This is a genomic window from Sphingopyxis sp. PAMC25046, from assembly GCF_004795895.1.
Taxonomy (GTDB): domain Bacteria; phylum Pseudomonadota; class Alphaproteobacteria; order Sphingomonadales; family Sphingomonadaceae; genus Sphingopyxis.
The window spans coordinates 607,862-631,249 of sequence record NZ_CP039250.1; the positions used below are offsets into that span (position 1 = coordinate 607,862).

A 23,388-nucleotide genomic window follows, 5' to 3' on the forward strand; every position below is an offset into this window, starting at 1 on the left:
AAGGCGTGGACCATATCATAAGCTAGGCTTATGATGTGTCATGCCCAAGATTCCGCCCCTCGCCGCCGTGCGCACCTTCGAAGCCGCAGGACGTCTGCAGAATTTCTCGCGCGCCGCCGAAGAACTCGGAATGACACAGGCGGCGGTAAGCTATCAGGTCCGCCAATTGGAGGACCGGCTTGGCCGCGCGCTCTTCGTGCGCGAAAAGGGGCGCGTGCGCCTCTCCGAAACGGGACAGCGGCTGCTCCCCGCGATCTCGGGCGCCTTCGCCGCGATGGGCGACGCCTTTGCCGCATTGGGCAGCGACGAGGCCGAAGTGCTGACGATCAACGCTGCGACCAGCTTTGGCGGCACTTGGCTCAGCGCGCGGATCGGAGGCTTCCAGCTCGCCTATCCCGAACTTGCGGTGCGCATGTCGATGAGCAACGAACTGGTCGACTTCGACGCGTCGAACGTCGATGTCGCGATCCGCATCGGCCGGGGAGGCTGGCCGGGGCTGCGCGGCGATTTCCTGATGCGCCAATATCTTGCCCCCATGGCCTCGCCTGCCTTTATCGAGGCGCATGATATTCGCGAGCCCGCCGACCTCTTGCGCGTCCAGCGGCTCGCACCCAACGACAGCTGGTGGGCCGAATGGTTCACCGCCGCTGGCGTCGACACGCCGCCCGCGCCGTCGCGGCGCGGGATCGAGCTCGACAGCCAGCTTCAGGAAGCGAGCGCGGTGCAGGCGGGCTTCGGCGTCGCGATGATGACCCCGCTCTATTGGCACGCCGAACTCGCGAGCGGGCGCATCGTCCAGCCCTTCGACACGCTCTATGTTTCGGCGACATCGGGCATGTGGCTCGTGCACCGCGAGAATAGGTTGGGCGTGCGCAAGATCGAACGCTTCCGCGAATGGCTGCGTGCCGAGCTCGCCAAGGATCGCCACCTGCTCCCTGACGCGCTATGGCAGCCGCCGTCATGAGTTTCACCGCCGTCCCTCTCACCCTCTATCCCGACATGTTCCCCGGCCCGCTTGGGCACAGCATGGCGGGGCGTGCGCTCGAAAGCGGGACGTGGCACTGCACGCCCGTGCAGATCCGCGATTTCGCGACCGACAAGCACCGCACCGTCGATGACACCCCCGCGGGCGGGGGAGCGGGCATGGTGCTCAAGGCCGACGTGCTCGCCGCCGCCGTCGACCATGCACTGATGGCGCATCCGGGCCTGCCGATCCTCGCGATGACCCCACGCGGCGCGCCGGTCACGCAGGCGCGCGTGCGCCAGCTCGCGGCGGGTCCCGGCGCGATCATCCTCTGCGGCCGCTTCGAGGGATTCGACGAACGCATCTTCGACGCGCGGCCGATCGAAGAAATCTCTATGGGCGACGTCATATTGTCGGGCGGAGAGATGGGGGCGCTGCTGCTGCTCGACGCTTGCATTCGGCTGCTTCCCGGCGTAATGGGCGCGGCTTCAAGCGGCGACGACGAATCGTTCGAAAACGGTTTGCTCGAATATCCGCACTATACCCGACCCGTCGAATGGGAAGGGCGCACGATCCCCGAAGTGCTGCGATCGGGGGATCATGCGAAGATCGCCGCCTGGCGGAAACAACAGGCGGAAGATCATACACGGTTACGCAGGCCGGACCTTTGGGAGCGTCATGTCGATGCTCGGGACCGACCTGCCTCTGGCGCGCGGCGAAAAGAAAAGGACTAGAGGACATGAACCTCATCCAGACGATCGAAGCCGAAGAAATTGCCAAAGCGGCGAAGACCATTCCGACCTTCCGTCCCGGCGACACGCTGAAAGTCGGCGTGAAGGTGGTCGAAGGCGAACGCACCCGCGTCCAGAATTTCGAAGGCGTGTGCATCGCACGCTCGAACAAGGGCATGGGCTCCAACTTCACCGTGCGCAAAATGTCGTTCGGCGAAGGTGTCGAGCGCGTGTTCCCGCTCTATTCGCCCAACATCGATTCGATTACCGTCGTCCGCAAGGGCGCTGTCCGTCGTGCGAAGCTTTACTATCTGCGTGGGCGCACTGGTAAATCGGCACGTATTGCGGAGCGCCGCGATTACCGGTCGGAAGCCGGCGAAGGCTAAGGAGAGCTTCTCTCACCCAAAGCCGAAACAGCTTTCAAAAACGACCGGTTCCGCCAACAGGCAGAGCCGGTCGTTTTCTTTTGGGCAAAGCGAATCTGATGCGAGCATCCTCATCCTTCCAGCCGACACGGCGCGCCTTTCTCGGCGCGGTGCTCGCATTCGGCGTGTCGGGCGAGGCGATGGCGCTCACGCCTGCGCAGCGCCTGGTGCGTGCGGCGCGGCGTCAGGTCGGGGTGACGCTGACTTATGATCCTGCCTACAGCGTCCTGCGTTTTCCCAACGGTGACGTCGACCGCGCCAAGGGCGTGTGCACCGACGTCGTGATCCGCGCGTTCCGCGATGCGCTCGGCGTCGACCTGCAGGCCCTTGTAAATACCGACATGCGTGCCAATTTCGGGGCCTATCCGAAGAACTGGGGTCTCGGCCGCCCCGACCGCAACATCGACCATCGCCGCGTGCCCAATCTCGCGACCTTTTGGCGCAGACAGGGCGCGGCGGTGCCCGTCACCGACGATCCCGCCGACTGGCGGCCGGGCGATATCTTCACCCAGATGGTCGGCGGGCGGATGCCGCACACGGGCATCGTGTCCGATCGCAAGGACACCACCGGCGTGCCGCTCGTCCTCCACAATATCGGCGGCGGCACGCGCGAGGAGGACGCGCTGTTCGACCACCCGCTGACCGGCCATTTCCGCTGGAAAGTCTGACCAGAGTTTCAACCGAATTTTACACCGAGGAGTGAGTAGATGGGTTATCGTATCGTAGTCGCCGGAGCCACGGGCAATGTCGGGCGCGAAGTGCTCGCCATTCTCGCCGAGCGCGAATTTCCATACGACGAACTGGCGGCGGTCGCATCGTCGCGCAGCCAGGGAGACGAGATCGAAATCGGCGATACGGGCAAGACCGTCAAATGCCAGAATATCGAGAATTTTGACTGGTCGGGCTGGGATATGGCGATCTTCGCGATCGGCAGCGACGCGACCGCGATCCACGCGCCCAAGGCGGCGGCGGCCGGCTGCGTCGTGATCGACAATAGCTCGCTCTATCGCATGGACCCCGACGTGCCGCTGATCGTGCCCGAGGTGAACCCCGAGGCGATCGACGGCTACACCGCAAAGAACATCATCGCGAACCCCAATTGCTCGACCGCGCAGATGGTCGTCGCGTTGAAGCCGCTCCACGATGCCGCGACGATCAAGCGCGTCGTCGTTTCGACCTATCAGTCGGTCTCGGGCGCGGGCAAGGCGGGTATGGACGAGCTGTGGAACCAGACGCGCCAGATATTCGTCGGCGACGAAAAGGACATAGCCAAGTTCACCAAGCAGATCGCCTTCAACGTCATCCCGCACATCGACAAATTCCTCGACGACGGCTCGACCAAGGAAGAATGGAAGATGGTCGTCGAAACCAAGAAGATCCTTGATCCGAAGGTCAAGGTCACCGCGACCTGCGTCCGCGTCCCGGTTTTCGTCGGCCACTCCGAAGCAATCAATATCGAGACCGAAGAGGAACTGTCGGCCGAGGACGCGCAGCGTATTCTGCGCGAGGCGCCGGGCGTCGTGCTCCACGACAAGCGCGAAGACGGCGGCTACACCACCCCCGTCGAATGCGTGGGCGATTTCGCGACCTTCGTGTCGCGCGTCCGCGAAGATCCGACGGTCGAAAACGGTCTCAACCTCTGGTGCGTCAGCGACAATCTCCGCAAGGGCGCGGCGCTCAACGCGGTGCAGATCGCCGAACTTCTCGGCCGTCGCCACCTGAAGAAGGGGTAATACCGCCTTCTAAATTCCGTTTGTGTCGAGCGAAGTCGAGACACCCGTCGTCGGTGTATGCCCTCGCGGCATCTCGACTTCGCTCGATGCGAACGGATAGGAGGGGCAGATGACCAGCCCCTATGCCTTCACTCATGCTCTCTGCCGCGCTCCCGCGCGTTCGGCCGTCAAGGGCATCCGCGCCGATGGCGGCCCCGATCCCGATTTCACCGGCCTCCTTGCCGAGCATGAGGCCTATGTCGCGACGCTGCGTGACCTCGGCCTCGCGGTCGAGGTTCTCGAACCGCTCGACGATTTCCCCGATGCACTGTTCACCGAAGATGTCGCGCTGACCTTTCCCGAAGGTGCGATCCTGCTCCGTCCCGGTGCGCCGCGTCGCGCCGGGGAGGTCGCGCATATTCGCGAGCCCCTCGCTGCGCGTCACAACCGCCTCCTCGAAATGACCGGCCCCGGCTACGCCGACGGCGGCGACATATTGCGCCTCGCCGACCGCGTGATCATCGGCCTCTCGGCGCGCACCGACCGCGCCGGCGCCGAGGAGCTTGCGGGCTTGCTCGGCCGGCTCGGATACCGCGCCGAGATCGCCGAAACGCCGTCCGGCGTGCTCCACTTCAAGACCGGTTGCGGGTTGATCGACGCGCGCACGATCCTCGCCGTTCCCGCGCTGGCGGGCTGTCCGCAGTTCGAGGGGCTCGAAGTCGTCATAGCGCCGCCCGGCGAAGAGCCCGCCGCCAATATCCTGCGCATTCGCGAGACCGTGCTCATGGGCGACCGCTGGTCCGCGACGCATGCACTGCTCACCGCGCGCGACATCGAAATCCGCCTGTTGCCGACCGACCAGATCGCGCATATCGACGCCGGCCTCAGCTGCATGTCGCTGCGCTGGTGACGCATCGAAAACCGCTGTCCTACAATATCTTGGTGGATTAGGTCGTCGGCATGATATCAGTCCCGACCTCCTGCCCGATACATGCATTTGCGAGTGAAGTTAGGCGGTTTTCCGCCATTTATGCTCCGACGGATTTTGGTCGATGACGGGGGGCTCGTCGCAGCTCAGGTCGCAAAAACGTCTTCTCGGCGCGCTTCTCGTCCTGCTTCTCCTCGCGCAGATCGACCAGCCCTATCCCGAGGTCGCGCTGCTCCAGCATATCCCGACGATGCTGCTGATCGTCGCCGCGCCATGGCTGCTTCGCCGTTGGCCGCTGTCGACCGCATCGGTTGCGTGCATCATTGCCTTCATGGCGCTCCATACACTCGGCGGCCGCTACGCATACAGCAATGTCCCCTATGACGACTGGGCGCGCGCGCTGACCGGCAGCAGCCTGTCCGACGCCTTCGGCTGGACGCGCAACCATTACGACCGCCTCGTCCATTTCGCGTTCGGCGCGCTGTCGGTGACCCCCGTGACCGAGATCGGACGGCGTTGGGGCGGGCTCGGCCCGCGCGGCGCGGCGTTGACCGTGCTGGGCTGGGTATTGGCGATATCCTGCCTCTACGAAATCTTCGAATGGCTGCTCACGATCGTCGCGGCGGGCGAGACCGCCGACCGTTACAACGGGCAACAGGGCGACATCTGGGACGCGCAAAAGGATATGGCGCTCGCGATGCTGGGTGCGATACTGGTGCTCGTGATCCCGCACGGCGACAGGAGATAGGCATGCGCAAGTTTATGACCCTCGCAATGATCGGCCTGCTCGCTGCGTGCAAACCGACGGCCGAGAAAGCGCCTGTGGACGCCGATCCTGTCGCGCCGCCCGTGCCCGTGGCAAAAGCCGATGGTCCGAACGCGGCAACCACCGCGGTCAGCCTCGACGGCGAAGGACTGCGCTTTATCGACAAGACTAGCGGCAAGACCAGCCTGCTCGCCTTCGGCGTCCCGCGCGCGCAGGCCGAAACCGCCTTGGCGAACGTCGCTGGCAGGGAAGACGACCGCAGTACCAATGCGGAATGCGGCGCGGGAATGATGGAATTCACCCGCTACGACGCGATGACGCTCAATTTCCAGGACGGCAAATTCGCCGGCTGGTTTCTCGGCAACGAACCCGGCGCCGATAGCTATTCAACGATGAACGGCATCGCGGTCGGAACGACGCGCGCCAAGGCCAAGGAATCGGTGACGATCATCGACGTCGACGACAGCACGCTCGGCGAGGAATTCAGCATTGGTACCGGTGACAGGGTCATCGGCGGGATGTTCGCCGCGCCGGGGGATGCGGCGACGATCGACGCACTGTTCGCCGGCGCGAACTGCTTCTTCCGGTAACGGCCGGGCGTGGACGTAAACTCCGCTCCCGCGAGGGGCAATCAGATCACGACCAGACGTCCGCCTCTCTACCGCAAGGCGGTCTTATGCGTTGCGCGCTGTCAGTCCGCCGTCGACCGGGATCACGGCGCCGGTGATGTAGCTTGCCGCGGGGAGCACGAGGCCGAGTGTTACATGCGCGACTTCCTCGGGCTCGCCATAGCGGCGGAGCGCGGTGCGGCGTCTCGCGAAAATGGCCTTGTCCTCTTCGGAGACCTTGTCGGTCATGCCGGTGCGGATCGGTCCCGGACAGATGCAGTTGACTGTGATACCCTCCTTGCCGAGATCGACCGCGAGCCCGCGCGTCAGCCCGGTGACGCCGGTCTTGGCGGCGACATAGGGCGTGTCGCCCGGCGTCGCGCCAAGTCCCTCGGTCGAGGCGATGTTGACGACCCGCGGGGCGTCGCTCTCGCGAAGAAATGGCAGTGCGGCGCGGACCATGCGCTGGTGTGCGGTCAGCATCACCGCGATCGCGCGGTGCCAGATCGCCTCATATTCGTCCTCCGCGTCGAGCGAGGCAAAGCTCGAGACGCCGGCGTTGTTGACGAGGATGTCGATGCCGCCGAAATGCGCGGCGATGGCGGCGACGGTGCGTTTGATTGCCTCGCCGTCGGCGACGTCGAGCGCGAAGGCTTTCGCATTGGGACCGGCCTCGGCGGCGACGGCTTCACAAGCAGAGAGATCGAGGTCGGTGATTGCGACCTTCGCGCCTTCGTTTGCGAGGAGAAGCGCGGTCGCGCGGCCCATGCCGCTCGCGGCGCCGGTGACGATCGCGGTTCGGCCGGCGATGGAGCGCGAGCGGTCCGACGCCAAGCTCACCGGAACGGCGGCTCGTTGAACGCGCGCAATTTGCGGCTGTGGAGCTTGGCGCCTTCGTCGCGGAGCAGTTCGCAGGTGCGGATGCCGATCTGGAGATGCGCGGCGATCGCTTCCTCGTAGAAGCGGTTTGCCTGTCCGGGTAGCTTGAGTTCGCCGTGGAGCGGTTTGTCGGAGACGCAGAGCAGGGTGCCGTAGGGGACGCGGAAGCGATAGCCCTGCGCTGCGATCGTCGCCGATTCCATATCAATGCCGATCGCGCGCGATTGCGAAAAGCGCAGCGCGCTGTCGGTGTAGCGCAGCTCCCAGTTGCGGTCGTCGGTGGTGACGACGGTGCCGGTGCGCATGCGTTTCTTGAGGTCGGCGCCGCTGGTGCCCGACACGGCCTCGGCGGCACTGGCGAGCGCGACCTGGACTTCGGCGATCGGCGGGATCGGGATCGCGACCGGCAGCACCGCGTCGAGGATATGATCGTCGCGGAGATAGGCGTGCGCGAGCACATAGTCGCCGATGCGCTGGCTTGGGCGGAGGCCGCCGCAGTGGCCGATCATCAGCCACGCCTCGGGCCGCAGCACCGCGAGATGGTCGCAGATCGTCTTGGCATTCGACGGGCCGACGCCGATGTTGACAAGCGTGATGCCGCCGCCGTCGGGGGCGATGAGGTGATACGCCGGCATCTGGTGCCGCCGCCACGCGCTGTCGGCGACGAGCGCGCTGGCGTTGACGCCGGGCTGGTCGACATAAAGCCCTGCCGCGCCCGCGAGCGCGGTATATTTGCCCTGGCCGACCTGCGCCCCCGCCCAGGCGACGAATTCGTCGACATAGCGGTGATAGTTGGTGAACAGGATATAACGCTGGAAATGCTCGGGCGCGGTGCCGGTGTAATGGCGAAGGCGCGCAAGGCTGAAGTCGGTGCGCAGCGCGTCGAACAGCGCGAGCGGTTGCTGCTCGGTCGGATCGAGACCGAAGAGGCCGTCGGCAAGTTCGTCGCCGATGTCGGCGAGCTCGGTCGTCGGGAAATGGCGCGCGAGTTCGAGCGGCGTCACGCCGCCCATGTCCGACCCGTCGCTCGCGTCGAGTACATAGGGGAAGGGGATTTGCTGCCCGGTGCGCGTGACTTCGAGCGCGATGTCGTAGTGGCGGGCGAGAAGCATGAGCTGTTCGCGGAGATAATCGGCGAAGAGGTCGGGGCGCGTCACCGTCGTGACGAAGGTGCCCGCACGCTCGAAGCGGCCAAAGGCGAGATTATGGCCCTCCTGCCCCTCGCGCTGCTCGCCCGTCGTCGTGAGGCGGATCGCGGGATAGTCGAACAGGCCCTTGGCGGCGGCATCCGCCGGCGGCAGCGTGCGGTCGCGCACATAGGCTGCGATGGCCGATTTGAGATTGGATACCGAGGTGCGGAACTTGTCCTGAAGCTCGGCGATGATGCCCTCGACGATATCGTCTGTGGGGGCGGTGGTTTCGCGCGATGAATTGGATGTCATCGCGTCGCTGTTGCACGAAAATGTGACAGAAGGAAAGGGGGGGCTCTGCGACGCCTCTCGGTCGTCATCCGGACTTAATCCGGGATCCACTGGCTCGACGTTTGCTTGAATGGACCCCGGATCAAGTCCGGGGTGACGATGAAATGGGAAGGCAGCGCGGCAGCGCGCCGCCCTCCCCCATGATCAGAGCTGTTCCAGCATATGATCGGCGCTCGACACCTTGAATTCGCCGGGCGCTTCGACGTTGAGCTGTTCTACAACGCCGTCGTTGACGATCATCGAGAAACGCTGGCCGCGCTTGCCCATGCCGAAGGCGGTGCCGTCCATGGTGAGACCCACGGCTTCGGCGAAGGTGCCGTTGCCGTCGGCGAGCATGGTGACGCTGTCGCCGGCATTGGCATTTTTGCCCCACGCGCCCATCACGAAGGCGTCATTGACCGCGGTGCAGGCGATCTCATCGACGCCTTTGGCTTTCAGTTCGTCGGCCTTGTCGACGAAACCCGGCAGGTGCTTGGCCGAGCAGGTCGGGGTGAACGCTCCCGGGACCGAGAAGAGCGCGACCTTGCGACCCTTGAAATAATCGGTGGTATTGACCTGTTCGGGGCCGTTTTCGGTGACCTTTACGAAGGTCGCGTCGGGCAGCTTGTCGCCGGTCTGGATCGTCATGGTCGGCATCCTTTTCGCTTGAGGGGATTGGGTTCGGACGCGACATTGGGTGCGACGGCGCGCGAGTCAAGGACGGGAGGGGCGGGGCGGTCGATTTGGAGGGCGACGGCTGGCGGCCGAAATCCTTCGCCCGTCGTCCGCAGCAAAGAGGCTGGACCCTTTTGGTCTGTCGCGGCATTGTACCGATATGGAAACCGTCCCCACCTGGTTCACCGGTCAGCTGCTGCTCGCGCTGCCGGGCATCGGCGATCCCCGCTTCGAACATTCGGTGATCGCGATGATCAGCCATGACGAGGAGGGCGCGATGGGGATTGGCATCGGCGACCCGATCGACGGAATGACCGTTGGCGCGGTGCTCGACCAGCTCGAGATCGAGCATGACGAACCGCTCGACCAGCCGGTCTTCCTCGGCGGTCCGGTCGAGCCGTCGCGCGGTTTCGTGCTCCACAGCCGCGATTGGGGCGGGCAGGAAGCGGTGCAGGTCGGCGATCGCTGGATGGTGTCGAGCTCGCACGACATCTTGCGCGCGATCGGCGAAGGGCGCGGCCCGTCGCGTTGGCTGGTGGCGCTCGGCTATGCGGGATGGTCGCCGGGGCAGCTCGAAGACGAGATGGTGCGCCACGGTTGGCATGTCACGCCGGGCAGTGATGGCCTGCTGTTCGAAACGCCGCCCGCCGAAAGATGGCAGGCGGCGTTTGCCGAAGCGGGAGTGGACGCCCGCCTGCTAACGACCGAAGGCGGCGAGGCTTAGCGCGCGAGAGCGAGAAGCGGTTTGCCCTGATTGAGTTTCGCGAGTGCGGCGCGTGCAGCCCAGCGCGAATCCATGTAGCGGCCGCTCGCCAGCTCGACATCGTAGCGGATCGGGCTGCCGATCGCGGCGTCATAGGCGGCGGCGGCTTCGGCGGTGCGACCCAGACGAGCGTAAGCGGTGCCAAGATTGATCAGGCGCGAGGGGTCGCGCGCGTCGAGCGTCGTTTCGCCGGTCAGCTTTTCGACCGCGGCGTCGTTTTCGCCTGCCTTCAGTTCGGCATAGGCGACCGGCAGAATTTCCGAACCGGTCTGCGGCGCGGTCACGACGACGATCGATTGCGCCGCAGCAGGGCTCGAAAGCGCCAAGGCGATCAGCGGCAGCAGAATTTTTTTCATCTAGGTATCTCCCCGAAAACTTGGGCCGATTTTCTCGCGCGCCAAGTAAAAAGTCAATGTTTTCTGGGGTTTGTAACATAGCTGTCACAAAGAGCGATTATGCTCAGCGCAAGGCGCATTATAAGTCCGATTTTTCAGAATCTTGGGCTTTGCGACTCCGTGTCACAATCGGGACCTCCCGATTGTCACAATTGATGCGCGCAAAAATTATTTTTGCGGCCGGTGCGTTTTTGCGCCGCCGATTCGCGCATCCGTTCGCGAGGCGAGCGGTGCCGCGAGAGCGATATAAAGAAAAGTTTATATTTGATCCGCAGCGTGCTTTCGGATAGGGGCCGGACATGTTTTTCGTGGCCGCTCGCCTGCGGTCGACCTTAGCCAATATTGGAGAATCTCCCGTGGCCACTCTCGCCGCCGACACCCGTGATTATGTCGTTGCCGACATCAGCCTCGCCGATTTCGGGCGCAAGGAAATCAACATCGCCGAAACCGAAATGCCGGGCCTGATGGCGCTGCGCGCTGAATATGGCGCGACGCAGCCGCTGAAGGGCGCGCGCATCACCGGTTCGCTGCACATGACGATCCAGACCGCGGTGCTGATCGAGACGCTGACTGCGCTCGGCGCCGAAGTCCGCTGGGCGACGTGCAACATCTTCTCGACGCAGGATCATGCCGCCGCCGCGATCGCCGCGACGGGCGTGCCGGTGTTCGCTGTGAAGGGTGAGAGCCTTGCCGACTATTGGGATTATGTCGGCCGCATTTTCGACTGGGGCGTCGAAGACGGCACGACCTGCAACCTGATCCTCGACGATGGCGGCGACGCCACGATGTTCGCGCTGTGGGGTGCGAAGCTCGAGGCCGGCGAAACCATGCCGGCGCCCGAGAATGAGGAAGAAATCGAAATGCAGCGCGCGCTGAAGGCGTTCGTCGCGGCGAACCCCGGCTACCTCACCAAGACGGTCAAGGCGATCAAGGGCGTGTCGGAAGAAACGACCACCGGCGTCCACCGCCTGTACCATATCGCCAAGAAGGGCGAACTGCCCTTCCCCGCGATCAACGTCAACGATAGCGTCACCAAGTCGAAGTTCGACAACCTCTATGGCTGTAAAGAGTCGCTCGTCGACGCGATCCGCCGCGGCACCGACGTGATGCTCGCGGGCAAGGTCGCCACGGTTGCCGGCTTCGGCGACGTCGGCAAGGGTAGCGCCCAGAGCCTCCGCAACGGCGGCGCGCGCGTTCTCGTCACCGAAATTGATCCGATTTGCGCGCTGCAAGCGGCGATGGAAGGCTTCGAGGTCGTGTCGATGGACGAGGCCGTGAAGCGTTCGGACATCTTCGTCACCGCGACGGGCAACGCCGACGTGATCACCGCCGAGCATATGGCGGCGATGAAGAATATGGCGATCGTCTGCAACATCGGCCACTTCGACAGCGAGATCCAGATCGCGGCGCTCGCCAACTACAAGTGGACCGAAGTCAAGCCGCAGGTCGACTTGGTTGAATTTCCCGACGGCAAGCAAATCATCATCCTGTCGAAGGGCCGCCTCGTGAACCTTGGCAACGCGACGGGCCACCCGAGCTTCGTGATGTCGGCGAGCTTCACCAACCAAACGCTCGCGCAGATCGAACTGTGGACGCGCAGCGAGCAGTATAAGAACGACGTCTATGTCCTGCCGAAGCATCTCGACGAGAAGGTCGCGGCGCTGCACCTCGAAAAGCTGGGCGTGCATCTGTCGAAGCTGAGCCAGAAGCAGGCCGATTACATCGGCGTGCCGGTCGAAGGTCCGTTCAAGCCCGAGCATTATCGGTATTGATTTCTTCGCCTGACGGCGAAGGCGGCGGCGGCACCGGGCCGCTCCCCCTCCCGGCCTCCCATAGGCTACTATCGCCGGGGAGGCCCTTCGACGCCACGCGTCGTCTTCGGGCGGTGGGGGAGCGGGCCGGTGCCGCAGCGTTTCCGCATCGCGGAAACTCGGACGAAACTGTGGACGGCGCGCTCATCGGAAGATGTGGCGCGCCGTTTCGCTGTGACATGCGATTGAAACATGACTCCATCGCCTTTAGGGCAAGCGATCATGCGCGCGCGATATCCGGATAAACGAGGGCTTGAGGCGGGATGAGCGACACGCTTTCGCCGACCCTGTTGTTCGCGCTCGGCTTGTTCGCGGCACTGTGGTTGCTCGCCGGATTGTGGGCGACGCTGCGGGGGATCGCGATGCAGCGCCGCTCGGCGTTCGTCGCGGGGCAGGCCGAACGGCTCGCTAGCCTTGTCGAAGCCTCGCCCCAGCTTCCGGTGATTGTGCGCGCCGACTGGCGCGTCGAGGCGAGCGAGCGGCTCGGGCGCTGGCTGGGGCTCGACCGTGGGCCGCGCAATTTCGACGAGCTTCGCGGGCTCGGCAGCGGGCTCGATGCGCAGGCGCATGACGCGCTGCGTCAGGCGATCCTCGGCGCGCAGCGCGGCGCGAAGCCCTTCGTGCTGAGCCTGAAACCCGACGGCAGCCACCGCACGATTATCGTCCATGGCGCCGCGGCACCGGAGGCGGTCGGCGGGCCGGGCAGCGTGCTGCTCTGGCTCAGCGATGCGACCGACGGCCAGCACGCGCTCGCGCACGCGCGCGGCGAACGCGACGAGGCGATGGCGGCGTTCGAAGCTTTATCGGGGCTGATCGAGGCGGCACCCTTCCCGATGTGGTTCCGTGACACCGACCTGTCGCTCGCGCTCGTCAACGGCGCCTATGTTCGCGCGGTCGAGGCGAAGAGCGCCGCAGCGGTGATCGACGGCGGTGTCGAGCTGTGCGAGACCGTCGCCGGGGTGAGCGCCGCCGACGCCGCCGACGCGGCGCGCGCCGCCGAATCGGCGCAGATGCGCACCATTCCGGTGACGATCGAGGGCGAACGGCGGATCATGCGCGTCGTCGACGTGCCGCTCGCGCCTGAGGGCGGGCGGGTGATCGGCGTCGCGGGCTATGCGATCGACATTCAGGAACTCGAGACCGAGCGCGGCGCGCATCGGCGCTTCGTCGACACGCAGCGCGAACTGCTCGACCGGCTGTCGGCGGCGGTAGCGCAATTCGGTCCCGACCAGGGGCTGAGCTTCGCGAATTTGCCGTTCCGCCGCCTGTTCGGGGTCGAGGCCGACGATATCGCCGAGGCGTTGCCCTTCGCCCGGTTGCTCGACGGGTGGCGCGAACGCGGGCGGACCCCCGAAGTGCGCAACTATCCCGAATGGCGGCAGGCGCATGTCGACTGGTTCGCGCAGGCTGAGGCGAGCGAAGAAGACTGGCTGCTGCGCGACGGCACGCACCTCCACGTCGTCGCGCAGCCGACTCCCGACGGCGGCATGCTGCTGATCGCCGAGGACAAGACCGAACAGGTGCAACTCGCGGGCGCGCGCGACACGCTGCTCCGCGTCCGCACCGCGACCTTTGACAATCTGTTCGAGGCGGTCGCGGTCTTCGCCCCCGACGGGCGGCTTCACCTTTGGAACCAGCGTTTCCGCCGCCTGTGGGGCATCGACGAACTGACGCTCGCGGCGCATCCGCGCGTCGATACGCTGATGGAGGGGCTCGCCGACCGGCTGGTGAAGCCGAACCAGATCAGCATCGTGCAGGAAGTCATCCGCGCCGCGACGCTGGAACGCCAGCAACGCGGCGGCGAGATCGGTTTCGCCGACGGCCGCTATTTCGATTTCGCGTCGATCCCGCTGCCCGACGGCAATGCGCTGCTTATCATGCTCGACATCACGCCGAGCCGGAAGATGGAGGGCGCGCTGCGCGAACGCAACGAGGCGCTCGAGGCCGCCGACAAGGCCAAGACCGCCTTCCTGTCGCGGATGAGCTATGAACTCCGCACGCCGCTGACCTCGATCGGGGGCTTCGGCGAGATGCTGCAGGCGGGCTATGCCGGCAAGCTGGGCGACCAGCAGCGCGCCTATATCGACGCGATCATGGATTCGGTGGGCGTGCTCGGCCGCCAGATCGACAATGTGCTCGACCTTGCGCAGGGCGAGGCGGGGACGCTCGCGATCGAGCGCGCGCCGGTCGATGTGAAAATATTGCTCGAAGGCGCGCTCGCCGAAGCCAGACTCTTTGCGAAGAGCGAAAAGGTCGAGCTTGTCGGCAATATTGCGGCGAACCTCGGCAGCATCGAAGGCGACGCGCCGCGGCTGTCGCGGCTCGTCGCGGGGCTGCTCGACAATGCGGTGCGCTTTACCGTGCCGTCACGCAAGACGGGCGCGCGCGTGCTGCTCCATGCCGACGGCGATGCGCGCGGCGTCGACATCATCGTGTCCGACAATGGCCCGGGAATGCCCGACGCGGCGGTCGCGGTCGCCAAAGGGCAGCAGGCGGGCACCGCAGCCGGCGGTATCGGCCTCGCGCTCGCGCGCCAGCTCGTCGCGGCGCACGGCGGGACGATGGAAGTGGTAAGCGAAGAGGGGCAGGGCACGCTCGTGCGGATCAGCCTGCCGCGCGGCGCATGACGGGTTTTTCGGTGCGCTACGACCTCGCCGATGCCGAACGGATCGGGGCCGCGATCGGCGCTATCTTGCGACCGGGCGATGTCGTGCTGCTGTCGGGCGACCTCGGCGCCGGCAAGACGACGCTGGCGCGCGCGATGCTGAAGACGCGCGGGCTGGCGGGCGAAGCACCTAGCCCGACCTTTGCGATCGTCCAGCCCTATGCGCCGCCCGAGGTCGACCTGCCCGTCGCGCACGTCGATCTCTACCGGATCGACGACGAGGAGGAACTGATGGAACTCGGGCTCGACGACTATCTTTACGACGGCGCCTTGCTGATCGAATGGCCAGAGCGGCTGGGCGGCGAAGGCTGGCCGGACGCGCTGAGCCTGCGCATTTCGGGCGAGGGCAGCGCGCGCGTCTTGACAGCCGATGTGCCTGCGGCTTGGGGAGCAAGATGGCCGCTCCGATGATTCCGCCTCCCCATGCCCCGGCTTTCCTGGCTGCGCATGGTTGGGGCGATGCCGAGATTTTGCCGCTCGCCGGCGATGCGTCTTTTCGCCGCTATTTCCGTGTCGTCGACAAGGGGCGACAGGCGGTACTCATGGACGCGCCGCCGCCGCACGAAGACCCGCGCCCGTTCATCGCGGTCGCCGAATATCTGTGCGAACAGGGGCTGACCGCACCGACGATCCTCGCGCGCGATCTGGAGCGCGGCCTGCTTCTGATCGACGATTTCGGCGACGTGCGGCTGCGGGAAACGGTCGATGAGGCGCTGCACGAGGAGGCCGACTATTATGCGGGGGTGACCGACCTGCTCGTTCACCTCCACGCGCGCCCGCCAATGACAGGGCTGCCGGTTCATGGACTCGACCAGTGGCTCGACGAGGTCATGCTGTTTACCGACTGGTATTGCCCCGCCTTCGATCTGGAGGTTGACCGCGATGCGTTCCGCGCCGCTTGGGCCGAAGTACTGACCCCGGTCGAGCATGACGGCCTCCCGCGCGTCACCGTGCTGCGCGACTATCATGCCGAAAATATCATGCTGGTGCCCGGCAAGCGGGGCATCGCGCATTATGGCCTGCTCGATTTCCAGGACGCACTTGTCGGCCATCCGGCTTATGACCTCGCCTCGGTGCTCGAGGATGCGCGGCGCGACGTTAGTCCCGCGGTTGAGGCGGCGATGCTCGCGCGCTACGAGGCGGCGACGGGGCAGCACATCGAAGACGCCTACTGGGCGCTAGCGGCGCAGCGCAACACGCGTATTCTCGGCGTCTTCGTTCGGCTGTGGAAACGCGATAACAAGCCGCATTACAAGAGCTTCCAACCGCGCATGTGGGGACTGCTCGAACGCGACCTTGCGCATCCGGCGCTTGTCCCGGTTCGGCAATGGTTCGACGCCAATGTCCCCGCTTCAAAGCGGGCGGAGGCGTGGTTGTGAGTACAAGGATCGAAAGCGCGATGGTGATGGCGGCGGGGCTCGGCAAGCGGATGCGTCCGTTGACGGCTACCCGGCCCAAGCCGCTGGTGCGCGTCGCGGGCAAGGCGCTGATCGATCACAGCCTCGACCGGATCGAGGCGGCGGGAGTCAAGCATGTCGTCGTCAACGTCCATTATCTCGCCGACGCGCTCGAAGCCCATCTGGCGGCGCAGAAGCGCAAGTTCACGATCGCGATTTCGAACGAGCGCGACCTGCTGCTCGAAACCGGGGGCGGGATGGTCAAGGCGCTGCCGCAGCTTACGGGCGACCCGATCCTGATCGTCAACAGCGACAACATCTGGACCGACGGGCCGCAGGACAGCATCCGGCACCTCGCGCGCCATTGGGACGGCGAGCGGATGGACGCGTTGCTGCTGCTGATCCGGCAGGCGAGCGCGACGGGGCACGGCGGGCGCGGCGATTTCCACATGGACCCGGCGGGCCGGCTGTCGCGGCGCAAGCCGGGGCGGATCGCGCCCTTCGTTTATACCGGAATCCAGCTCATCTCGCCGCGGTTGCTCGATGGCGCCCCCGAGGGACCGTTCTCGACCAACATACTCTGGGATCGCGCGATCGCGGCGGGGCGGCTCTACGGCCTGTCGCACATGGGCCAGTGGTTCGACGTCGGCACCCCGGCGAGCATCGCGCCGACCGAAGCCGCGCTGACGGATGGTTGATGCAAGGCCCACGCTTTTTTCCATTCCGGTCCAGCGGGCCTTCGCCGATGCGCTCGCGGCGGGGCTGATCGACCGCTTTGCCGACGGCGCGCTCGGACTCGCGCAGGGGTTGATCCTGCTGCCGAGCAACCGCGCGCGGAGCGCGGTGCAGGCGGCGTTCGTGCGCGCAGGCGGCGCGGGGCTGCTGATGCCGCGGCTCGCGGTGATCGGCGATGCCGACCTCGACGAGAATGTCGCGCTCGCGCTCGACCCGATCGACGAGAGCGACGCGATTCCACCCGCGATCGACGCGCTCAAGCGGCGGCTGATGCTCGCAGCGCTGATCGAAAAGCACGATCCGCCGGGCGAGGCGCCGATCGCCGGCGCCGCGGCCTTCCAGCTCGCCGAGGGGCTGGGACGCGTGATCGACCAGCTCCATTATGAGGAGGTCGCGCCGGCGCGGCTCGCCGATATCGAAAGCGCGCTCGGCGACCTCGCCGGGCATTGGCAGGCGTCGTGGCGGCGGCTGTCGCTGCTCGTCGGGGAATGGCCGAAGCTGCTCGCGGCGACGGGGCATATCGACCGCGCCGACCGCCGCAACCGGTTGCTCGATCGCGTGGCGCGGGGATGGCGCGCCGCGCCGCCGGCGCGCTTCGTTGTCGCGGCGGGCGTGACGACCGCGGCGCCCGCGATCGCGCGGTTGCTGCGCACCGTCGCCGACCTGCCGCAGGGCATGGTGGTGCTGCCGGGGCTCGACCTCGGCATGGCGGACGAGGAGTGGGAAGCGCTCGGCCCGGTGAAAGCCGATCCCGAAAAGCCCGGAGAGCGCCCATTCGAAACGCATCCGCAATATCATCTGAAGCTGCTGCTCGGGCGGATGAGCGTTTCGCGCGAAGAGGTGCAGCCGTGGGATGGAACATCGCCGTTCGACGGCCCCGATGCGCGCGCGTCCTTCACCTCGCTGCTCTTCGCACCCGCTGCCTATACCGCGCGCTGGCAGCAGACGGGCGACTTGCGTGCGGGCATCGCGGGGGTGAGCGCCGCGGTGTTCGCCGACGACGGGCAGGAGGCGCAGGGGATCGCGCTGATGATGCGCGCCGCGCTCGAAACCCCCGCACGCACCGCGGCGCTGGTGACCCCCGACCGCGCGCTTGCCACTAGGGTGGCGGCGGCGCTCGCGCGCTGGGGCATCGCGGTCGACGACAGCGCAGGGCAGCCGCTGGGGCAGACGCCGCCGGGGGCGGTGCTGCTCGCGCTCGCTGAATTCGCCGCGGCTTTCGATCCGGTGCGGCTTATCGCGCTGCTCGGGCATCCGTTGGTGCGCGCGGGCGAGGCGCGGTTGGGTTGGCTCGACCAGGTGCGGCGGCTCGATCTGGTGCTGCGCGGGCCGGGACTGGTGCCGGGCTGGGACGGGGTGACGATGCGGATCGCCGAGCGCGCCGCCGATCCGCAAGCGCGCAGCCACGACGCGGCGAAGCTGATCGACCTATGGTGGGCCGACGTCGCCTCCGCGCTGCAGGCGACGCTCGCACCGTTCGCGGCGGGCGCGCCGGCGCCGCCCGCGATGCTGCTCGGGGCGTTGCAGGACGCGCTCGGCTGGCTGACGGGCGAGGGGGTGTGGACGGGCCATGCCGGGCGCGCGCTGTCCGAGCTGTTCGACCGCTGGGCGCTGGCGAAGGGCGACGGCCCGGCGCTCGTCGCGCCCGCCGATTTCCCGGCGATGCTGGCCGATTTGCTCGGGGGCGAAAGCGTGCGGCCGCCCTATGGCGGGCATCCGCGGCTGTTCATCTGGGGGTTGCTCGAAGCGCGGCTGCAGCGCGCCGACCTGATGATTTTGGGCGGCCTCGACGAGGGGCGCTGGCCGCCGCAGCAAAACCCCGATCCGTGGCTTGCGCCGGGCATCCGCCGGATGCTCGGGCTCGCGGCGCCCGAGCGCCAGCAGGGCGCGGCGGCGCATGACTTCGCGGGCGCCTTCGCGGCGCGCGAGGTGGTGGTGACGCGCGCGCAGCGTAGCGGCGGCGACCCCGCGGTCGCGTCGCGCTTCTGGCTGCGGCTCGCGGCGCTCGCGGGCGAACTGCCCGAGGCGCGGCTGGGGGACGCAAGCGTGACCGCGCTCGCGGCGGCGCTCGACGTGCCGCCGGGCGCGATCGAGCCCGCGCAGATGCCGCAACCGCGCCCGCCCGCCGACGCGCGGCCGGGCCAGATCAGCGTCACCGGCGTCGACCTGCTCGCGAAGGACCCCTACGCATTTTACGCGGGGCGCATCCTGCGGCTTTCGGTTCTCGACCCGCTGCGCGCCGGGCCCGATCCGCGCTGGCTGGGCACGCGCATTCACGCGTTCATGGAGGACTGGCAGCGGGCGGGGGCGACGCCAGAGGCGCTGAGGATCGAACTCGACCACCTCTATTGCGACCCGGCGCTCGATGCGCTCGCGCGCGCTTTCTGGTTTCCGCGGATCGAGCCTGCGTTGCGCTGGGCGGCCGAACGCGTGTGGGAAGCGCGCGCCGAGGGGCGCGAACCGGTCGCGGCCGAGGTGCCCGGCGTGCATGAACTCAACGGCATTCGGCTGTCGGGCAAGGCCGACCGGATCGACCGGCTTGCCGACTCCAGTCTTGCGATCGTCGATTACAAGACCGGTGCGGCGCCGAGCGGCAGCGCGGCCGCGGAAGGGCTCGACAATCAATTGGGGCTGCTCGGGCTGCTCGCCGAAATGGGCAAGGTCGAGGGGGTCGCGGCGGGGCCGGTCGCGAGCCTCGAATATTGGAGCCTCAAGGCCGACCGCGCCAAGGGGACGGACGGCAGCATCGCGCCGACGCACGGATCGCGGCGCAAACTCAAGACCGCCGAGGATGCGGTCGCGCGCGCCTATGACGCCTTCGCGGAGCTTACTGCACTCTACCTGCTGGGCGACGCGCCATTCGCGCCGGGCGACGCGGTGAAGCGCTTCACCGATTACGACCAGCTGATGCGCCGCGACGAATGGTTCGGGCGTGGGCGCGATGCGGATGGGGACGCGCCATGACCCGGCTCCACGACCTCGATCCCGCGCAGCAGGCGGCCGCGCAGCCGGACGAGCATGTCTGGCTCGGCGCATCGGCAGGGACGGGCAAGACGCAGGTGCTCTCGGCGCGCGTGCTGCGGCTGATGCTCGCGGGCGTGGCGCCCGAGGCGATCCTGTGCATTACCTTCACCAAGGCGGGCGCCGCCGAAATGGCGCACCGCATCCACGAGCGGCTCGCGCTCTGGGTGCGGATGGACGACGGCGATTTGCGGCTCGACCTTCGCGCGCTCGGCGCCGATTGGGACCAGCCCGCCATTCTCGATCGGGCGCGGTCGCTGTTCGCGACGGTGATCGACAGCGCGGCGGGCGCGATCCGCGTCCAGACGATCCACAGCTTTTGCCAGACCCTGCTCGCGAGCTTCCCGCTCGAGGCGAAGATCATGCCGGGCTTTCGCGCGCTCGAGGAGGGCGAGGCGGCCGATCTGCAGCGGCGGGTGCTGAGCGAATTGCTCGCGCAGCCGGGCGCGGAAGGCGACACGATGCGCGGACAGGCGGCGATGCTGTCGCGGCGGATGGGGCAGGATGCGGCAATCGCGTTTCTCGTCCGCTGCGCCCATGCCTTTGCCGCGCCGTTCCGCGAGCGCATCCTGCCGCCGCGCGCGCAGGATCTGCGCGCGGCGCTGGGGCTGCCGGACGGCGATCCCGAGGCGTGGTTGGCGGCGCAGATTGCCGATGGGGGGGTATCTGATGCGAGCATCGTAGCTATCCAAGCTGGCGCGGCAGATTGGGTGACCAAGAAGGGAGAGCCCCATAGTCGCGCCGTGCCGATCAACAAGATGATGGCTGGTTGGCTGGCTGCCGACGATACGGCGCGGACGAGTATGCTGGGCGACCTTCGTGGCGCGCTGGTGACCAAAGTCAAATCCGAATGGCTTCTGCGGGCCTGCTTTTCGAACGACAAGGAGCTCGGCTCGGTAGGCGATCACGCGACGCGTCTGCTGGCCAATATTGATGAGTTGCTCGCCGCCGTCGCCGGCATGCGCGTCGCCGACGAACTGGCGGCGGCGTGGAATCTAGGCTCGCGCTTTGCCGAAGCCTATGCACTCGCCAAGCGCGAAGGCGGGCTCGCCGATTTCGACGATCTTATCGCGATCGCAGGGTCGCTGCTGCGGCTCGGGCAGTTCGGCGAATGGGTGCGCTTCAAGCTCGACCAGCGCACCGACCATATCCTCGTCGACGAGGCGCAGGATACCAACACGCGGCAATGGGCGATCGTCGCTGCGCTCGCCGAGGAATTTTTCGCCGGGGTGGGCGCGAAGGACGAGCGTGTGCGCACGATGTTCACCGTCGGCGACCGCAAGCAGGCGATCTTCGGTTTTCAGGGCACCGAGCCCGCGGCGTTCGAGGCGGCGCGCATCCGTTTCGGCGAATGGGCGGCAGAAGGCGGCCAGCCCTTTGCCGAGGTCGACCTGATCACCAACTACCGGTCGAGCCCCGCGGTGCTCGACGTCGTCGACGCGTGGGTGGCGGGCGGCGGCACCGAAGCGATGGGGCTGGCGAGCGACGAGCCGCCGCATTTGCCGTTCCGCAGCGCGCATCCGGGGCGGGTCGAGCTGTGGCAGCCGCTGCCGGTCGGCAAGGCGCTCGCGGCCGAAGGCGAGAGCGAGGAAGCGGGCGAAGAGGGTGTCGCCGAAGGCGGCGATCCGCTCGCCCCAGCGAACGACCCCGCCAGCCTGCGGCTGTCGCGCGCGATCGCCGACGAGGTGCAGGAGTGGATCCTCCACGGCAAGGACGGGCGCAGCGTCGCGCCGGGCGACATATTGATCCTCGTCCGCCGCCGCCGCGATCTGGCGGCGCGGATCGTCGCGCGGTTGCAGTCATTGGGCGTGCCGGTGGCGGGGGTCGACCGCTTCGCGCTGACCCAGCCGCTCGGGGTGCAGGATCTGCTGTCGGCGATGCGCTTCGCGGTGCAGCCGCTCGACGACCTCAATCTCGCTTCGCTGCTCGTGTCGCCGCTGATCGGCTGGTCGCAGGACGATCTCTTCGCCTTCGCGCACGGGCGCGGCAGGCGCGCGCTGTGGGAGCGGCTCCGCGATCGCGAGGCCGAGGTGCCGGCGAGAACGATGGCCGCGTTGCGCCACCTGCTCGGCATGGCCGATTTCACCACGCCCTATCGTTTCCTCGACCGCGTGCTGTCGGGGCCGATGCAGGGGCGACGGCGGCTTTATGCGCGGCTCGGGCGCGAGGCGCGGGATCCGATCGACGAACTGCTCAACCAGGCGCTGAATTTCGAGCGCCAGCACACCCCCTCGCTGCTCGCCTTTCTGAGCGAGGTCGAGGCGAGCCGCGCCGACATCAAGCGCCAGACCGAGGCGCGGAGCGATGTCGTGCGCGTGATGACGGTGCATGGGTCGAAGGGCTTGCAAGCGCCGATCGTCATCCTCGCCGACGCGACCGACGATCCGATGCAGCGCCAGCGCGGCTTCGACCTGTCGCTGGAGGGCTGGGACCGGCTGCCCGTCTTCGGCCTGCCGAAGGAAGAGCGGCACGGGCCGGTCGCCGCCGCGCACGACGCGAAGGCCGCGGCCGAGATCGAGGAGCATTGGCGGCTGCTCTACGTTGCGATGACGCGCGCCGAGGAGTTGCTGGTGGTCGCCGGGGTCACCAAGAAGGAGGATCGCTCGCTGCCCGAACTCTGCTGGTACGCGGCGGTCGACGGGGTGATGGAGAATATGGGGCTCGGCTGGCAGGATGCCGGGCCGCGCTGGGGGCAGAAGCGCGTTCATGCGGTCAATGCGAAGGCGTGGGCGCGGCAACGCGAAAAGCCGGTCCGCGCCGCGCCGGTGACCACGATTCCAGACTGGGCGACCAAGCCCGCCCCCGAGGAAGCGCGCCCGCCGCGGCCGCTCGCGCCGTCGGCATTGGGCGAGGATGATGTCGCGTCGCCGCCGCAGGGGGGCGAGCGCGGGGCGGCTGTTGAGCGCGGACTTCTGCTTCATGCGCTGTTCGAGCGGTTGCCGCCGGTGCGGCCCGGGCGTCGCCGCGCCGCCGCGCTGCACTGGCTGTCGATGCAGGCGGCGGCGCTGGGCGATGCCGAACGCGCGGCGATGGTGGACGAGGTGCTGGCGGTGCTGGACGATCCGGCGCACGCGGCGCTGTTCGGACCCGGCAGCCTCGCCGAAGTTCCGCTGTCGGCGGTGGTCGACGGCGTCGTCGTCGCGGGGATCGTCGACCGGCTACTGGTGGCGGGCGATACGGTGGCGGTGATCGATTACAAGACCGGGCGGCATGTGCCGGCGAGCGGCGCCGAGGTTGCGCCCGCCTATCTGCGCCAGATGGCGGCCTATCGCGATGCGCTTGCGGCGATCTTTCCCAGGCGGCGGGTTGAGGCGGCCTTGCTCTATACTGCGGCGCCGCGGCTGCTCCGCCTCGGCGATGCGCTGCTCGACGCGCACAAGCCGGGCTTGGCGGCAACCAAGGCGAATTTGCCGGGTTCTACCCTTGAGCCCGGCGCGCCGACGCCCTAGCTTG

At 67.2% G+C, this 23,388-nt stretch carries 20 protein-coding genes; 16 read left to right on the top strand and 4 right to left on the bottom strand.

Annotated features, from left to right (window positions below):
• Positions 1 to 40 precede the first annotated feature (40 nt).
• The 8 genes from E5675_RS02785 (at position 41) to E5675_RS02820 (ending at position 6,116) form a co-directional block, all read left to right on the top strand.
• Positions 41 to 964, top strand: coding sequence for a LysR substrate-binding domain-containing protein (locus tag E5675_RS02785; RefSeq protein ID WP_136173242.1), 924 nt, complete (start codon positions 41 to 43; stop codon positions 962 to 964).
• Positions 961 to 1,698, top strand: a complete 738-nt coding sequence (gene trmD, locus E5675_RS02790; protein ID WP_136176302.1) for a tRNA (guanosine(37)-N1)-methyltransferase TrmD — start codon at positions 961 to 963, stop codon at positions 1,696 to 1,698. Before E5675_RS02785 ends, trmD begins: the two co-directional genes overlap by 4 nt.
• 5 nt (positions 1,699 to 1,703) lie before the next feature.
• Entirely contained in the window at positions 1,704 to 2,081 is a 378-nt protein-coding gene (rplS, locus tag E5675_RS02795; protein ID WP_136173243.1) for a 50S ribosomal protein L19, read from the top strand.
• A gap of 98 nt (positions 2,082 to 2,179) precedes the next feature.
• The gene (locus tag E5675_RS02800; RefSeq protein WP_136173244.1) at positions 2,180 to 2,788 is read left to right on the top strand and encodes a DUF1287 domain-containing protein; all 609 of its coding nucleotides are present in this window, start codon (positions 2,180 to 2,182) and stop codon (positions 2,786 to 2,788) included.
• A gap of 39 nt (positions 2,789 to 2,827) precedes the next feature.
• The gene (locus tag E5675_RS02805; RefSeq protein ID WP_136173245.1) at positions 2,828 to 3,853 is read left to right on the top strand and encodes an aspartate-semialdehyde dehydrogenase; all 1,026 of its coding nucleotides are present in this window, start codon (positions 2,828 to 2,830) and stop codon (positions 3,851 to 3,853) included.
• A 109-nt stretch (positions 3,854 to 3,962) separates the two neighbouring features.
• Complete coding sequence (locus E5675_RS02810) at positions 3,963 to 4,742, top strand: arginine deiminase family protein (protein ID WP_136173246.1); 780 nt, start codon at positions 3,963 to 3,965, stop codon at positions 4,740 to 4,742.
• A 142-nt stretch (positions 4,743 to 4,884) separates the two neighbouring features.
• On the top strand, positions 4,885 to 5,508 hold the full coding sequence (locus tag E5675_RS02815; RefSeq protein WP_136173247.1) for a DUF2238 domain-containing protein: 624 nt from the start codon (positions 4,885 to 4,887) through the stop codon (positions 5,506 to 5,508).
• Positions 5,509 to 5,510: 2 nt separating this feature from the next.
• A complete protein-coding gene (locus E5675_RS02820; RefSeq protein WP_136173248.1) occupies positions 5,511 to 6,116 on the top strand; it encodes a hypothetical protein in 606 nt (201 codons plus the stop codon).
• Positions 6,117 to 6,200: 84 nt separating this feature from the next.
• On the opposite strand, the gene E5675_RS02825 is transcribed toward E5675_RS02820, so the two are convergent.
• The 3 genes from E5675_RS02825 to E5675_RS02835 all read right to left on the bottom strand — a co-directional run bounded on the left by E5675_RS02825 (position 6,201) and on the right by E5675_RS02835 (position 9,121).
• On the bottom strand, positions 6,201 to 6,974 hold the full coding sequence (locus E5675_RS02825; protein ID WP_136173249.1) for an SDR family NAD(P)-dependent oxidoreductase: 774 nt from the start codon (positions 6,972 to 6,974) through the stop codon (positions 6,201 to 6,203).
• Positions 6,971 to 8,455, bottom strand: coding sequence for an AMP nucleosidase (locus tag E5675_RS02830; RefSeq protein WP_136173250.1), 1,485 nt, complete (start codon positions 8,453 to 8,455; stop codon positions 6,971 to 6,973). Before E5675_RS02830 ends, E5675_RS02825 begins: the two co-directional genes overlap by 4 nt.
• A 183-nt stretch (positions 8,456 to 8,638) precedes the next feature.
• The gene (locus tag E5675_RS02835) at positions 8,639 to 9,121 is read right to left on the bottom strand and encodes a peroxiredoxin (protein ID WP_136173251.1); all 483 of its coding nucleotides are present in this window, start codon (positions 9,119 to 9,121) and stop codon (positions 8,639 to 8,641) included.
• 187 nt (positions 9,122 to 9,308) lie between these two features.
• Between E5675_RS02835 and E5675_RS02840 the strand changes: the two genes are divergently transcribed.
• Positions 9,309 to 9,872 carry a YqgE/AlgH family protein gene (locus E5675_RS02840; RefSeq protein WP_136173252.1) on the top strand — a complete coding sequence of 188 codons (564 nt, stop codon included), beginning with the start codon at positions 9,309 to 9,311 and terminating at the stop codon, positions 9,870 to 9,872.
• On the opposite strand, the gene E5675_RS02845 is transcribed toward E5675_RS02840, so the two are convergent.
• Positions 9,869 to 10,267 carry a hypothetical protein gene (locus tag E5675_RS02845; RefSeq protein ID WP_136173253.1) on the bottom strand — a complete coding sequence of 133 codons (399 nt, stop codon included), beginning with the start codon at positions 10,265 to 10,267 and terminating at the stop codon, positions 9,869 to 9,871. The two genes, E5675_RS02840 and E5675_RS02845, sit on opposite strands and share 4 nt — an antisense overlap.
• A gap of 395 nt (positions 10,268 to 10,662) precedes the next feature.
• On the opposite strand from E5675_RS02845, the gene ahcY reads away from it, so the two are divergent.
• The 7 genes from ahcY (at position 10,663) to addA (ending at position 23,384) form a co-directional block, all read left to right on the top strand.
• Complete coding sequence (ahcY, locus tag E5675_RS02850; RefSeq protein WP_136173254.1) at positions 10,663 to 12,078, top strand: adenosylhomocysteinase; 1,416 nt, start codon at positions 10,663 to 10,665, stop codon at positions 12,076 to 12,078.
• 302 nt (positions 12,079 to 12,380) lie between these two features.
• The gene (locus tag E5675_RS02855) at positions 12,381 to 14,744 is read left to right on the top strand and encodes a PAS domain-containing sensor histidine kinase (protein ID WP_136173255.1); all 2,364 of its coding nucleotides are present in this window, start codon (positions 12,381 to 12,383) and stop codon (positions 14,742 to 14,744) included.
• On the top strand, positions 14,741 to 15,193 hold the full coding sequence (gene tsaE, locus E5675_RS02860) for a tRNA (adenosine(37)-N6)-threonylcarbamoyltransferase complex ATPase subunit type 1 TsaE (protein ID WP_136173256.1): 453 nt from the start codon (positions 14,741 to 14,743) through the stop codon (positions 15,191 to 15,193). Before E5675_RS02855 ends, tsaE begins: the two co-directional genes overlap by 4 nt.
• Positions 15,190 to 16,161: a phosphotransferase gene (locus E5675_RS02865; RefSeq protein ID WP_136176303.1), complete on the top strand. Its 972-nt coding sequence runs from the start codon at positions 15,190 to 15,192 to the stop codon at positions 16,159 to 16,161. The genes tsaE and E5675_RS02865 overlap by 4 nt, the downstream gene beginning before the upstream one ends.
• A complete protein-coding gene (locus E5675_RS02870) occupies positions 16,158 to 16,877 on the top strand; it encodes a nucleotidyltransferase family protein (RefSeq protein WP_210727598.1) in 720 nt (239 codons plus the stop codon). The genes E5675_RS02865 and E5675_RS02870 overlap by 4 nt, the downstream gene beginning before the upstream one ends.
• Positions 16,870 to 19,878, top strand: coding sequence for a double-strand break repair protein AddB (gene addB, locus E5675_RS02875; protein ID WP_136173257.1), 3,009 nt, complete (start codon positions 16,870 to 16,872; stop codon positions 19,876 to 19,878). The genes E5675_RS02870 and addB overlap by 8 nt, the downstream gene beginning before the upstream one ends.
• Complete coding sequence (gene addA, locus E5675_RS02880; RefSeq protein ID WP_136173258.1) at positions 19,875 to 23,384, top strand: double-strand break repair helicase AddA; 3,510 nt, start codon at positions 19,875 to 19,877, stop codon at positions 23,382 to 23,384. Before addB ends, addA begins: the two co-directional genes overlap by 4 nt.
• Positions 23,385 to 23,388 lie beyond the last annotated feature (4 nt).

Bases quoted from the DNA above. Each gene is read 5' to 3' on its own strand.
- E5675_RS02785 (WP_136173242.1), top strand. From the start codon at position 41: ATGCCCAAGATTCCGCCCCTCGCCGCCGTGCGCACCTTCGAAGCCGCA.
- trmD (WP_136176302.1), top strand. From the start codon at position 961: ATGAGTTTCACCGCCGTCCCTCTCACCCTCTATCCCGACATGTTCCCC.
- rplS (WP_136173243.1), top strand. From the start codon at position 1,704: ATGAACCTCATCCAGACGATCGAAGCCGAAGAAATTGCCAAAGCGGCG.
- E5675_RS02800 (WP_136173244.1), top strand. From the start codon at position 2,180: ATGCGAGCATCCTCATCCTTCCAGCCGACACGGCGCGCCTTTCTCGGC.
- E5675_RS02805 (WP_136173245.1), top strand. From the start codon at position 2,828: ATGGGTTATCGTATCGTAGTCGCCGGAGCCACGGGCAATGTCGGGCGC.
- E5675_RS02810 (WP_136173246.1), top strand. From the start codon at position 3,963: ATGACCAGCCCCTATGCCTTCACTCATGCTCTCTGCCGCGCTCCCGCG.
- E5675_RS02815 (WP_136173247.1), top strand. From the start codon at position 4,885: ATGACGGGGGGCTCGTCGCAGCTCAGGTCGCAAAAACGTCTTCTCGGC.
- E5675_RS02820 (WP_136173248.1), top strand. From the start codon at position 5,511: ATGCGCAAGTTTATGACCCTCGCAATGATCGGCCTGCTCGCTGCGTGC.
- E5675_RS02830 (WP_136173250.1), bottom strand. From the start codon at position 8,455: ATGACATCCAATTCATCGCGCGAAACCACCGCCCCCACAGACGATATC.
- E5675_RS02835 (WP_136173251.1), bottom strand. From the start codon at position 9,121: ATGACGATCCAGACCGGCGACAAGCTGCCCGACGCGACCTTCGTAAAG.
- E5675_RS02840 (WP_136173252.1), top strand. From the start codon at position 9,309: ATGGAAACCGTCCCCACCTGGTTCACCGGTCAGCTGCTGCTCGCGCTG.
- E5675_RS02845 (WP_136173253.1), bottom strand. From the start codon at position 10,267: ATGAAAAAAATTCTGCTGCCGCTGATCGCCTTGGCGCTTTCGAGCCCT.
- E5675_RS02855 (WP_136173255.1), top strand. From the start codon at position 12,381: ATGAGCGACACGCTTTCGCCGACCCTGTTGTTCGCGCTCGGCTTGTTC.
- tsaE (WP_136173256.1), top strand. From the start codon at position 14,741: ATGACGGGTTTTTCGGTGCGCTACGACCTCGCCGATGCCGAACGGATC.
- E5675_RS02865 (WP_136176303.1), top strand. From the start codon at position 15,190: ATGATTCCGCCTCCCCATGCCCCGGCTTTCCTGGCTGCGCATGGTTGG.
- addB (WP_136173257.1), top strand. From the start codon at position 16,870: ATGGTTGATGCAAGGCCCACGCTTTTTTCCATTCCGGTCCAGCGGGCC.
- addA (WP_136173258.1), top strand. From the start codon at position 19,875: ATGACCCGGCTCCACGACCTCGATCCCGCGCAGCAGGCGGCCGCGCAG.